Source organism: Chryseobacterium sp. 22458 (assembly GCF_052044975.1).
In the GTDB taxonomy this organism is placed as follows: Bacteria; Bacteroidota; Bacteroidia; order Flavobacteriales; family Weeksellaceae; genus Chryseobacterium.
The window spans coordinates 266,690-279,245 of the sequence record NZ_JBQEOA010000003.1; the positions used below are offsets into that span (position 1 = coordinate 266,690).

At 38.5% G+C, this 12,556-nt stretch carries 11 protein-coding genes; 9 read left to right on the forward strand and 2 right to left on the reverse strand.

What is annotated here, in order from left to right; translation table 11 throughout:
* The first annotated feature begins 25 nt into the window (after window positions 1–25).
* From ACTJJF_RS12130 to ACTJJF_RS12170, 9 genes are all read left to right on the forward strand, one after another.
* Window positions 26–2,284, forward strand: coding sequence for a T9SS type B sorting domain-containing protein (locus ACTJJF_RS12130; RefSeq protein WP_440699819.1), 2,259 nt, complete (start codon window positions 26–28; stop codon window positions 2,282–2,284).
* A gap of 123 nt (window positions 2,285–2,407) precedes the next feature.
* On the forward strand, window positions 2,408–3,034 hold the full coding sequence (locus ACTJJF_RS12135) for an NAD(P)H-dependent oxidoreductase (RefSeq protein WP_312300379.1): 627 nt from the start codon (window positions 2,408–2,410) through the stop codon (window positions 3,032–3,034).
* A gap of 30 nt (window positions 3,035–3,064) precedes the next feature.
* Window positions 3,065–4,636: an L-aspartate oxidase gene (gene nadB, locus ACTJJF_RS12140; protein ID WP_312300380.1), complete on the forward strand. Its 1,572-nt coding sequence runs from the start codon at window positions 3,065–3,067 to the stop codon at window positions 4,634–4,636.
* A gap of 22 nt (window positions 4,637–4,658) precedes the next feature.
* Window positions 4,659–5,285, forward strand: a complete 627-nt coding sequence (locus tag ACTJJF_RS12145) for a hypothetical protein (RefSeq protein WP_312300383.1) — start codon at window positions 4,659–4,661, stop codon at window positions 5,283–5,285.
* Window positions 5,286–5,295: 10 nt separating this feature from the next.
* The gene (nadC, locus tag ACTJJF_RS12150) at window positions 5,296–6,156 is read left to right on the forward strand and encodes a carboxylating nicotinate-nucleotide diphosphorylase (RefSeq protein WP_440699820.1); all 861 of its coding nucleotides are present in this window, start codon (window positions 5,296–5,298) and stop codon (window positions 6,154–6,156) included.
* A gap of 208 nt (window positions 6,157–6,364) precedes the next feature.
* Window positions 6,365–8,926: a TonB-dependent receptor gene (locus ACTJJF_RS12155; protein ID WP_440699821.1), complete on the forward strand. Its 2,562-nt coding sequence runs from the start codon at window positions 6,365–6,367 to the stop codon at window positions 8,924–8,926.
* An 86-nt stretch (window positions 8,927–9,012) separates the two neighbouring features.
* Entirely contained in the window at window positions 9,013–9,444 is a 432-nt protein-coding gene (locus tag ACTJJF_RS12160) for a hypothetical protein (RefSeq protein WP_241309835.1), read from the forward strand.
* A 72-nt stretch (window positions 9,445–9,516) separates the two neighbouring features.
* The gene (locus ACTJJF_RS12165) at window positions 9,517–10,509 is read left to right on the forward strand and encodes an aspartate-semialdehyde dehydrogenase (protein WP_065400179.1); all 993 of its coding nucleotides are present in this window, start codon (window positions 9,517–9,519) and stop codon (window positions 10,507–10,509) included.
* Window positions 10,510–10,566: 57 nt separating this feature from the next.
* Window positions 10,567–11,565, forward strand: coding sequence for a cation diffusion facilitator family transporter (locus tag ACTJJF_RS12170; protein WP_312300394.1), 999 nt, complete (start codon window positions 10,567–10,569; stop codon window positions 11,563–11,565).
* A gap of 1 nt (window position 11,566) precedes the next feature.
* Here ACTJJF_RS12170 and ACTJJF_RS12175 read toward each other — a convergent pair whose 3' ends face one another.
* Window positions 11,567–12,007 carry an exosortase F system-associated membrane protein gene (locus ACTJJF_RS12175; RefSeq protein ID WP_440699822.1) on the reverse strand — a complete coding sequence of 147 codons (441 nt, stop codon included), beginning with the start codon at window positions 12,005–12,007 and terminating at the stop codon, window positions 11,567–11,569.
* Entirely contained in the window at window positions 11,994–12,524 is a 531-nt protein-coding gene (gene xrtF, locus ACTJJF_RS12180; protein ID WP_440699823.1) for an exosortase family protein XrtF, read from the reverse strand. The genes ACTJJF_RS12175 and xrtF overlap by 14 nt, the downstream gene beginning before the upstream one ends.
* Between the last annotated feature and the right edge of the window lie 32 nt (window positions 12,525–12,556).

The window sequence follows — 12,556 nt, forward strand, 5'->3', positions numbered from 1 at the left end:
TAAATTAATACCACAATCAACCATTATGAAAAAAGATATACTCATTTTTTTACTGGCTGTTTTACTCTGCCTTCCGGGAAAATTCCTTTCCCAAACCTACCAACTTACCGGAAATCCGGTTAATACTACAGGATGGGACCTGGTTTCCGATGCTGTAGTAAGTACAGACTTTATCAGACTGACTACCGATCAGACAAGTAAATACGGGGCAATAAAACTGGCCACCCCTATCACCCTAAGCTATTGTGACAAATGGAAAGTGGAATTCGATTTCAGAATTGACGGAAACGGAACCACACAATTCGGAAGAGGTGACGGCTTCACATTCTGGTACCTGGCCAATCCACCTACAGGATTTGTATCAGGAGGAGGGCTAGGAATCCCCGCCAATGCATCAGGGCTGATGGTAGGCTTTGATATTTTCAACAACACTACTGAAGGCCAGATGAGCAAGGTGCACATACTGTATGGAACCAATAATACCGCCGGCAACAATATTGAATTCAACAACACACCTGGAAGCACCTTTCATTCTCCAGACCTGAATCCTACCAAACCATTTGTATCAGATATCTACCGACATGTAGAAGTAAACGGGGAAACAGATCTTACCAATCCATCCAACTGGATCATTAAGGTAAGAATAGACGGTATACTTGTTGTTGACCAGTCTTTTGCTCCTTCAGGCGGCGCAGTAGGAATGTCCCAGGGATATTTTGGTTTTTCTGCAGCTACAGGAGGTGCAAGTGCGAGACATTCTATAAAAAATGCCAAAGTATTTGTAGATAAGGTTCCGATTTTAAATGCGACAGTCACTCCGTTTGTATGTACAAATCCGGCTACAGGAAACGGTGTAGTGGATCTTACTGCTTTCAATGCTCAATTTGTCAATAACCCGGCAAATTATACTTTCACCTATTATGTATTGGGAAGCTCTACTCCTATTGCGAATCCGGCAAGTTTTCAATATTCAGGAAATACAACCATCAAAGTAGTCATTAAAGATCCTACGTCAACTCTTTGTGATAATGGCGACGGAATCATTCAGCTCAACCCGACTCCGTTTGCAGCTACCAATGCTACACTCACAGGCTGTAATAATAACAATGCAGGTACAGCAACATTTGATCTCAACTCCGCCGCTGTTACTACACTTACAGGAGTAACGAAAGAATTCTATCCTACTCTTTACGACCTGAATAACGGAACCAATCAGATCACCAATCCTTATGCTTATGCATCTGCAGCAGCCACCATTTACGTAAAGGTCACTACTGCCCAAGGGTGTGTAAGCACTGCAAAAATAACGCTGAACATTCATCCTACGGTTGCGGTAAATAATACAGAAATAAAATCCTGCTTCATTGAAACCAATCCGTCTACAGCCTCTTTTAATCTTACAGGTGCTGTAGTTTCGCAAAACGGAATGACTAAAGAATACTACCCTTCTTTAACCGATGCAATTAATGGAACCAATAAAATTGCAAATCCCGCAGCTTATATCGCACCTAATGGAGTAGCTTATGTAAAAGTCTTTAATACGAACGGATGTTATTCGATTGCAAAAGTGACTTTAACGGTAATTGCCCCGGTACTGTCCAGAATACTAATCGACAAAACTATCTGTATGGAAAGCAAAACAACCCTTGATGCCGGGGCTGGTTTCAAAAGCTACGAATGGAGCACGGGAGCCACTACTCAAAGTATCAAAGATGTGGGAGTAGGTACTTATTGGGTAAAACTCAAAACCGGAGAGTGTATTGCCCTGCAGACCGTAACGGTGTATGCTTCTGAAAATCCGGTAATCAGCAATATTGATATATCAGGAAGCACTGTAACGGTGTATGTAAACGGCGGAACTCCTCCTTACCAATATTCACTGGACAATATCAACTGGCAGGAATCCAATGTATTCACCCATGTAGCAAGAGGGGAAGCTAAAGTATTCGTAAAAGACAGCTATAACTGTACTCCTATTCAGGTTGACATCACTGTACCTAATCTGATCAACGTAATCACTCCGAACGATGACGGAATCAATGATTTTGTTGATTATTCAGCCCTTTCAGGCAAGCAAAACCTGGAAATAGGAATCTTTGACAGATATGGTTACAAGATATTCCAGGCAGATAAAAGCAATGGCTACAAATGGAACGGAACCACCAATACCAGCAAAAAAGTTCCTACAGGTAACTACTGGTATTCTATTTCATGGAAAGAAAACAATAAAAACAGCACTCCGATAACATTCTCAGGCTGGATTGTTGTAAAAAACAGAGATTAATTACACATTCCATCCTCATCAAAAGAATCACCCTGCCAGCCGGGGTGATTTTTTTATATTCAGCCCGGGGAGATATTTCATTTTAAAGAGTCTTTATTCATATTCAATTCTTAAATTTGTGCTATGAATTATTTGGAAGCTTTAAGCAGAAGATATTCTGTGAAAAAATTTAATAATCAAATCATTCCTCAGGAAACCCTTCACAATATTCTTGAGTCAGGAAAACTGTCTGCCAGTTCTCTGGGACTTCAGCCCTACAAAATCATCGTTGTAGAGAGTGAGGAAATGAAACAGAAACTGATTCCGGCTTTTTATAATCCCTCCCAGATATCTACATGCTCCCATCTTATTGTTATCATTTCAAAAAAAAGTATTGAGGACAACTATATCCGTGGGTATTTTAATCATATTTCTGAAGTAAGGGAAACTCCTATTGAAAAGCTTGACCCTTTCAGAAACAGCATCAATCAGCACATTCATCAGAAAACACAGGATGAAATTTTCAACTGGGCAGAAAAACAGTCTTATATCGTATTAGCCAATCTTATGTATGCTGCTGCGATCGAAAATATAGACTCATGCCCTATGGAAGGCTTCCGGCAGGATGTTATAGAAGAAATTCTGAGCGTCAACCCCGAAACAGAAAAAGTAACCGTCACCCTCGCTTTAGGCTACCGATCTGAGGAAGATCCTTTCCAACACCTGAAAAAAGTAAGAAAACCAAACGAAAAATTGTTTAAATTTATTTAATATTTAAACGATTGTACCTAAAGTAAGCATATGATAAAAGCGGATGTATTAGTAATCGGTTCCGGCATTTCCGGACTTTCCTACGCCATTAAAGTGTCTGAACAGCTCCCTGATGCCAAAATCATCATCGTTACAAAATCTGATGAAGACGAAAGCAATACCAAATATGCGCAGGGCGGGCTCGCTGTAGTCACCGACTTCCAGAATGACAATTTCGAAAAACACATTGAAGACACGATGCGTGCCGGAGACGGTGAAAACAAACGTGATGTGGTGGAGATGGTAGTGAGAGAAGCACCTGCCAGATTTAACGAAATTGTAGAATGGGGTGCACAGTTCGATATGAAAAACGGTAAATTCGCTTTGGGAAGAGAAGGAGGCCATACAGAGAACAGAATCGTTCATCATAAAGATATCACTGGGTTTGAAATTGAAAGAGCCTTACTCGAAACTGCCAACAACAGCCCGAATATTGAAATCCTTGACCATCATTATGTAATTGATATCATTACCCAACACCATGTTCCGGGTAAAGAACTCAACGAAGGTGACATCCACTGCTACGGAGCCTATATTCTGGATGAAAAATCCAGAACCATCAAAAAAATTACGTCTAAGATAACATTGGTTGCCACAGGCGGTGCCGGACATGTTTATAAAAATACAACCAATCCTACCATTGCTACAGGGGACGGAATTGCTTTCGTAGCCCGTGCCAAAGGAAAGGTGTCCAATATGCAGTATTATCAGTTCCATCCTACAGTTTTATACAATAAGATTGACGGAATGCTCTTCCTTATTTCTGAAGCAGTACGTGGAGATGGAGCCAAACTGAGAACCAAAAGAGGTGAAAAATTCATGCAGAAATATGATGAGCGTGAAGAATTGGCCTCAAGAGATATTGTTGCCAGAGCGATTGACAATGAAATGAAGATCACAGGAGATGAATATGTAGGCCTGGACTGCCGTGACATGAATCAGGAAAAGTTTCTGGAACACTTCCCGAATATTTATAAAAAATGCAGAGACGAAGGAATTGATCCTTTTACTCAATTAATTCCGGTGGTACCGGCTTGTCATTATCTGATGGGTGGTATTGAAGTAGACAGAGACGGACAGTCTTCGATCAAAAATCTTTTTGCAGTAGGAGAATGTACAAATTCCGGACTGCACGGTGCCAACAGACTGGCTTCAAATTCATTGCTTGAAGGCTTAGTTTTCGGTCATAATGCAGCCATGAAAACAGTGGAACTCCTGAATGAAAACAGCTTCAACTTTGATGATCTGAAAGCCGTTCCCGAATGGAATGAAGAAGGTATGAAAATCATGGACGAAATGGTGATCATCAGCTACCTCAGAAAACAGCTTCAGGAGATGATGAGTGACCTTGTAGGAATCGTAAGAAGCAACAGACGTCTGAATATGGCATTGCAGAAACATCAGGAAATTGCAGCTGCAGTAGATGAGATCTACCACTACTCGATTCTTTCTCCACAGCTGTCAGAATTAAGAAACCTTACAACCGTTGCCCACCTCATCATTACCCAGTCTATGGAAATGACGGAAAACAAAGGGGCATTTTATAATAAAGATTTAGCTTAAAAGAAATTCAAAGCAGAAAGCAATGGAAATATTCGGTTTGAGAATTCTGACAATTGTTACGCTTATTCAATGGTTACGGGTATCGATGTTTTTGCTTTCGGGAGGCGTTTTTCTTTTTTCAATGTTCTCTCTTAAAGATCATTTCATCTTTTCCATAGTAGGAATGTTTTTCTTATTGATGTCAAAAGAGATCTATGATTATTTAAAGAAAACAATTATTTCGAGAGCCAAACATCCGCTGCCACTCAATTTATTGTGCAATTTAATTGAACTGGGAAAACCTTTTTATTTCGGAAAAGATAAATTTGATCTGGATGAAATTATTAATGACAACCAACTTCCTTTAACACTTAATTATATTCACAATTCACAGCACCCTGTATTACAGTTTGATAAAGACAAGCTCCTGTTTCATAACCGGGAATACCATTGGAAAGATCTCAGCTGGAAATATTTTATTGACGGGGTACCCCGATATGGAAGTAATCCCGGAAAATACATCATAGAATTTGAAGGTACCGATCCGGATCATCGCCGGATAAAAAATAAAATAGAATTTGAAAAAATAAAAGCTCAGGAAAATGAAGTAATTTTGTTATTCATCATTCATGATTTATTATTCGGAAAAAGATCATCGTACTATTATTAAAATTAAAAATATGAAAAGACCGGCTTACGTTACAGATAAAGTTCTAAAACAGTTCATCAAAAATGCTTTGGAAGAAGACATTCAGGATGGTGATCACTCTACCCTTTCTACAATTCCTGCAGACTTACAGCAAAGCGCTAAGCTTTTAGTGAAACAGGACTGTATTCTGGCAGGTGTTGAGCTGGCTGAAATTATTTTCAAAACTTTTGACAAAGATCTTAAGGTTGAAATTTTCATCAAAGACGGAACCCCGTGCAAGGTGGGAGATATTGCCCTTGTTGTAACCGGAAGCGCCAGATCTATCCTTTCTACAGAAAGATTTGTTCTCAACTGTATGCAGAGAATGAGTGGGATTGCAACTCTTACCCACGACTGGGACTCAAGATTAGTAGGAACAAAAACCAAGCTTCTGGATACAAGAAAAACCACACCGAATTTCAGGGTTTGTGAAAAATGGGCAGTTGCCATAGGCGGCGGAACCAATCACCGATATGGTCTTTACGATATGATCATGTTGAAAGATAACCATATTGATTATAACGGAAGCATTACCAATGCTGTAAAAATGGCAAAGGACTATGTTAAAAAGACCAAGAAAAAGTTAAAAATAGAAGTTGAGACAAGAAATCTTGAGGAAGTTCAGGAAGCCATCAACGCCAAAGTAGACAGAATCATGCTGGATAATATGGATGTAAATATGATGAAGCAGGCTGTAGAGATGATCAACGGCTCATGTGAGTCTGAAGCTTCAGGAGGAATTACCCGTGATATGCTGAAAGAAATCGCTTCCACAGGCGTTACCTTTATCTCTGTAGGAGCCCTTACGCATTCAGCTGAGAATATTGATTTGAGTCTCAAAGCAGTGAAATAGCGTTATATTTTTAATAAAAACACCCCCACTTTGTTAAAAATTCAATAACATGACTTTTTTCATATAAAAATTCAATTTACACCCATTCTACTGACAATCAAAAGATTATCATTATTAAGACTGATTAAAAATTAACATTGAGTTAATAATAGTTAAAATATATTTTGCGAATTTTGCAGAAAATTAAATCTAATTATTACTAACGATTATGAAATTAATCAACAAAACGATGCTAACTGCAGTAATTACTTTATCTACAGCTAGTATCTATTATGCTCAACAAACTCAGGATACGGTTAAAACCAAGTCTAAAGACATTGAAGAGGTAATCCTAAGAGGTGTAACCGATATCGCTAAAGATAGAAAGACACCTGTAGCAGTCTCTACAATCAAAGCAGCTCAAATTCTTGAAAGACAAGGAAACCAGGAGCTTGTTGAACTATTGAACACAACTCCTTCTGTTTATGCAACAAAAGGTGGTGGTGGTTTTGGAGACTCCCAGCTTACCATGCGTGGTTTCGAATCCAGAAACATTGCAGTAATGGTAAACGGTATGCCTGTGAATGACATGGAAGGAGGTACTGTATACATGTCTAACTGGACAGGTTTATCAGATGTAACAAGTACTATGCAGGTACAAAGAGGACTTGGTTCTTCCAAATTAGCCATTGCTTCCGTAGGAGGTACAATGAACTTCCTTACAAGAGCTGCTGATATGAAGCAAGGTGGGGCTGTGAGATTAGGTATCGGTAATAACGATTTCTTAAAAACATCTTTTGCTTACAATACCGGGAGATCAGACAACGGTTGGGCTGCATCATTCTTGATGGCTAGACAGGCAGGAGCTACTTATGTACAAAATACAGACTACGAATCATATACTTATTTCTTTGCATTAGGATATCAGCCAAGCAAGAAGCATAACTTACAGTTTATGATGACTTCTTCTCCACAATGGCATGATCAGAGATCTTATGCTCCAACAATCGGTAACTATATCAAATACAATCCGGATCACGATGGTTCTCCATACAGACCATACAATAGTGATTTTGGATACTATACTTCGGCAGATGGAAGAAGAACCAACATAGCTAATGCTATGAACTACTATTCCAAGCCTGTAATGATGTTGAACTGGGATTGGACAATCAGCGACAAATCTACTTTAAGTACAGTTGCTTATATGTCTAACGGACGTGGTGGTGGAGCCAGAAACCTTGGTAAACTAGGAACTAAAGGAATGGCTGACTTCTATGATGCAGAAGGACATTACGATTATAATGCAATTTTTGCAGCAAATGGTGCTGTAACTCCTACAGTAGGTATTGCAGGAAATACATTAGTACGTACTTCAAGTGTGAACTCACACAACTGGTACGGAATCTTAATGAACTTCCAGCACAAAATCAATGACAACTGGAATTTCTCCGTAGGTACTGATGACAGATACTACTATGGATACCACTATCAAGTACTTTCAAATTTATATGGAGCTTCAGGTTACACAGATGGTTCCAATAAAAACCTTCCAACAAATAATATTGTTCGTAACACTTATGATTATCAAAAGCTGAACTGGAATCCTTTCGGTGGTTCAAATGCACCAATGGAAGACAGAGTTTCATTCAGTAATGATGGTGAAGTACTTTGGTACAGTGGTTTCGGACAGGTGGAATATTCTACTGAGAAATTAACTGCATATGTACAGGGATCTGTATCCAACCAGGCATATCAGAGAATTGATGACTTTGTAAAGCCAGGATCAACTCAACAAGGTCAAACTGTTGAAAGAAAAACAGGATTTAAAAACCTATTTGGATTTAATATTAAAGGGGGTGCAAACTATAACATCAACAATAACCACAACGTATTTGCTAATGTTGGATACTATAGCAAGCAGCCTTTGATGAACTCCGTATATCCAAGTAACCAGCAGGTTGTAAACCCTAACTTAACCAATGAGAAAATCTTCTCTGTAGAATTAGGGTATGGATTCAAAACATCTAACTTCAACGCAAAAGTTAACTTATACAGAACTGAGTGGAAAGACAGATGGTACAGAAGAGGAAGTGTAATTTTCGATAACAACGTCAGAGGTTACTCAGAAATCAGTGGAATTACCCAACTTCACCAGGGAGTGGAAGCTGAAGCAACATACAGATTAAACAAATTCTTAGAATTACAAGGGATGTTCTCTTGGGGTGATTACCAATATAAAGGAAATGCATCAGGGTCTAACTTCCAAGATGACAACACTCCAATTGCAACGAACGGATCTAATACATCAACACTTTATTTAGATAAAGTAAAAGTAGGAGGTACCAACAACAGTATTCCACAGATGACATCATCATTAGGATTTACAGTAACTCCTGTTACAGATTTAAGAGTGTATGGTAACTGGCAATATGTTGGAAAAATCTATTCTGCAATGAATATGACTGACTTCATGACACCAGGTAATGAGGCTTTAAAATTACCAGACTTCAACCTATTCAACATTGGTGCATCTTATAAAATTAAGCTTAAAAACCCAAATCAGTATTTCACACTTGGAGTTAACGTAAACAACCTGTTTGATACTACTTACATCCAGGATGGTGTAACGAACATCAAAGCAACCGATAAAATTAAAGACACTAAAGATCCGGATAACGGTAAAACTTACCTGGAAGCAGGAAGAACTTACAAAGGTATCGCTGACGGAAACAGAGTATTCTTCGGATTCGGAAGAACTTGGTCTACAACCTTATCATTCAACTTCTAATAATATAATAATATTAGATTTTCTCAATATCAATCCCGGCTTTGAGCCGGGATTTTTGTTATCTTTGTGTACAAAAAAAATAGATTATGGATTTTTACAAGATTTTGCTTAATGCCCACAAAGGATTCGGGTATCTTGAACTTCTTTTGGTAGCGTTATTTATCATTGCACTTTTAGCTACCATGTTCGGTTTCAGTGGAAAAGTGAACAAGTTTTTAAAGAAGACAACATTATTCACAATGATCTTCTTTCACGTTCAGTTTTTATTAGGAATCATCATGTTGATCACTAATTTTACCAAAGGTCTAAATATGGGAGAAGTAATGAAAAATGCGGCATTGAGATTCCAATATGTTGAACATCCATTCTCTATGCTTATTGCAGCAGTATTGATGACCATCGTCAATAAAAAAGTAAAATCCAATGATACGATCTCTTTAGGAGTAGTGATCATGGGACTTATCGCAGTAGGTTTATTTGCATTTGCATTCCCTTGGACAAGAGTCTTCGGGGCATAAAACAGAAAAAGAAATTATACATTATGCGTTATAATTTATAAATAGTTTAATCTTAAAATTTTAATTTAATCAATGAAAGTAGCTGTAGTAGGTTCAACAGGAATGGTTGGACAAGTTATGCTTAAAGTTTTGGAGGAGAGAAACTTCCCTGTAACAGAATTAATTCCGGTAGCATCCGAAAAATCTGTAGGTAAGAAGGTGAAGTATAAACAGAAGGAATTTACGATTGTAAGCATGAAGGACGCTATAGCTGCCAAACCGGATATTGCAATCTTCTCTGCAGGAGGTTCTACTTCTCTTGAATTTGCTCCTCTGTTTGCAGAAGCTGGAGTAACAGTGATCGACAATTCTTCTGCATGGAGAATGGATCCTGATAAAAAATTAGTAGTTCCTGAGATCAATGCTGATGTGCTGACAAAAGAAGACAAGATCATCGCAAATCCGAACTGTTCTACCATTCAGTTGGTAATGGTTCTTGGACCTTTGAACAAAAAATATGATTTAAAAAGAGTTATTGTTTCTACATACCAGTCTGTAACAGGAACAGGTAAAGCTGCTGTAGATCAGTTAAATTCTGAGATCAGCGGAGATGATTCTACTGCAAAGGTTTACCCTTACCAGATCTTCAAAAATGCATTGCCACACTGCGATGTATTTGCTGATGATGATTACACAAAAGAAGAGATCAAACTGATGAAAGAACCTAAGAAAATTTTAGGGGATGATACCTTCAACCTGACGGCAACCGCTGTAAGAGTTCCGGTACAGGGAGGTCACTCTGAAAGTGTAAACATCGAGTTTGAAAACGAATTTGAACTGGATGAAGTAAGAAAGATCTTATCTGAAACTCCTGGCGTAATCGTAATGGATGATGTGAAAAACAACCACTACCCTATGCCTCTGTATTCCGAAGGAAAAGATGAAGTATTTGTAGGAAGAATCAGACGAGACCTGTCACAGCCGAAAACGCTCAACCTCTGGATCGTAGCAGACAACCTGAGGAAAGGAGCCGCAACCAACGCTGTACAAATCGCAGAATACCTTGTAGCAAACAACTTAGTATAAACTAACAAAATAAAAAGAGTCTCAAAATTGAGATTCTTTTTTTTATCAAACTAAAATATGAACACCCGGAAAAATACCCATAAAGATAAAATAGGATTTCAAAAGATCATTGCCGCCTTTGGAGTCATTCTATTCATCGGGAAGATTATTGCCTGGAGACTCACCAATTCCGATGCTGTATTTTCTGATGCTATGGAAAGTATTGTGAATGTCATCAGTGCATTCATGGGCCTTTATTCCCTTCATCTGGCAGCAAAACCTAAAGATGAAGACCATCCTTACGGCCATGGAAAAGTAGAATTTGTTACTTCGGGAATTGAAGGCGCTCTTATCGCTATTGCCGGAATTATGATCATCTACGAAGGTATTCACAGCCTTATCGTAGGAAAAACCTTAAGCAAAATAGACCTGGGGATATGGATCATTACGGCCACAGCAATCATCAACTATTTATTGGGTTATATTTCCATCAGGAAAGGAGAAAAAGAAAATTCTCTGGTGCTTATTTCATCAGGAAAACACCTTCAGTCTGACACCATCACTACCCTTGGAGTTGTGGCTAGTTTAGTGATCGTTTATTTTACTAAAATCTACTGGTTGGATTCTGTAGTTGCACTGGTTTTCGGGCTTTATATCATCTTTGTAGGGTATAAGATCGTCCGTAAATCATTAAGCGGCATAATGGATGAGCAGGACCCGGAAATACTCAATCAGGTTATCAGAATCCTTGAAGAAAACAGACATACGGAATGGATTGATGTGCATAATATGAAAATCCAGCAGTTCGGAGCCAACCTTCATATCGACGCCCATATTACCCTTCCCTGGTATTATGATCTTCGGGATGCCCATGGTGAAATGGAAAAAGTAATCCTTCTTCTCGCCAAAAACATTAAAAGAAATATTGAATTCAATTTCCATATGGATGACTGTAAACCTATCTCCTGTCCGGTGTGCCAGATCAAAGACTGTCCGGTCCGGGAAAAGGATTTTGTTAAACGTGTAGAATGGACACCGGAAAATGTAACGAGTGTGGATAAACACACTATAAGCTAATCTATAAACTCTTCTTACCCATCATCTGCCTTCTGTAATAAAACATCGGAACAATCAGCAGGATAATCAGGGGCTGAATTACAAATCTCCGCATATAAAAAGAAAAAAGATATCCTATCCCGAAATTATCATTTATACAGTAAAGATAGATCGGGAAAGCAATGGCAAAGACAATGGTCATCATGACCGCTCCCTGAATCGTCCACTCCTTACTTTTAAACAGCCCATATATAATCATACAGGAAAAAAGGAGGTTTAAGGCAAATCTGAACAGGTGCCCTCCAATCAGTTGCCCCCACTCAAACGCAGGAATATCAATCTTCTGATTCGCTTCATGAAAGTAATTAAGAAAAGGATCATAAAAAAGTGTGTCTTCAAAGATCCTGACACTTACCAGACCACAGAGTCCTGTGATCACCAGAAGGATATTAAGAATTTTCATGTTTTAAAGCAAAGAATTTAATCCAGATCATCCAAAGCAGCACAACACTTCCATAGATCACGGCAGGAAAAATATAATCATGGAAAGATTTACCATACTCTTTATAATCCGCCATGACAATATTGAGTCCTGCAATCCTCAGAAGATTCATAATATACAGTAAAACCAGTCCGGCCAGGATGAAAAGAAACGTTTTGGTTCCCTTATAGAAAGCAAAGACAAATGACACAAACAGGATCATCACAGAAACAGCATTACATCCTTCCACCATTCTCGTTACATACTGTTTTTTCACATAGAACCATACCTGCCCGTTCTCAGCATCATTATACAATTGTGTAGGGTAGCCGATAAAATTTTGCAGATAGCTTACCTGATTGGCGATCAGTCCGGAAAAAGGATCCAGCCCGGAATCTTTACCACTATTCAGGTAAAACTGGTACCCAAAAAGTAACACCAGGTAAATGATGACAAAGCGAAGCAAAATTCCTAAAACCGGCTTAAAATCCTTAAACATATTACAAATATAAAAATTAGCCCGCAAACTCA

Bases quoted from the DNA above. Each gene is read 5' to 3' on its own strand.
- ACTJJF_RS12165 (WP_065400179.1), top strand. From the start codon at position 9,517: ATGAAAGTAGCTGTAGTAGGTTCAACAGGAATGGTTGGACAAGTTATG.
- ACTJJF_RS12175 (WP_440699822.1), bottom strand. From the start codon at position 12,007: ATGAAAATTCTTAATATCCTTCTGGTGATCACAGGACTCTGTGGTCTG.
- ACTJJF_RS12135 (WP_312300379.1), top strand. From the start codon at position 2,408: ATGAATTATTTGGAAGCTTTAAGCAGAAGATATTCTGTGAAAAAATTT.
- nadC (WP_440699820.1), top strand. From the start codon at position 5,296: ATGAAAAGACCGGCTTACGTTACAGATAAAGTTCTAAAACAGTTCATC.
- ACTJJF_RS12155 (WP_440699821.1), top strand. From the start codon at position 6,365: ATGAAATTAATCAACAAAACGATGCTAACTGCAGTAATTACTTTATCT.
- ACTJJF_RS12170 (WP_312300394.1), top strand. From the start codon at position 10,567: ATGAACACCCGGAAAAATACCCATAAAGATAAAATAGGATTTCAAAAG.
- ACTJJF_RS12160 (WP_241309835.1), top strand. From the start codon at position 9,013: ATGGATTTTTACAAGATTTTGCTTAATGCCCACAAAGGATTCGGGTAT.
- xrtF (WP_440699823.1), bottom strand. From the start codon at position 12,524: ATGTTTAAGGATTTTAAGCCGGTTTTAGGAATTTTGCTTCGCTTTGTC.
- ACTJJF_RS12130 (WP_440699819.1), top strand. From the start codon at position 26: ATGAAAAAAGATATACTCATTTTTTTACTGGCTGTTTTACTCTGCCTT.
- nadB (WP_312300380.1), top strand. From the start codon at position 3,065: ATGATAAAAGCGGATGTATTAGTAATCGGTTCCGGCATTTCCGGACTT.
- ACTJJF_RS12145 (WP_312300383.1), top strand. From the start codon at position 4,659: ATGGAAATATTCGGTTTGAGAATTCTGACAATTGTTACGCTTATTCAA.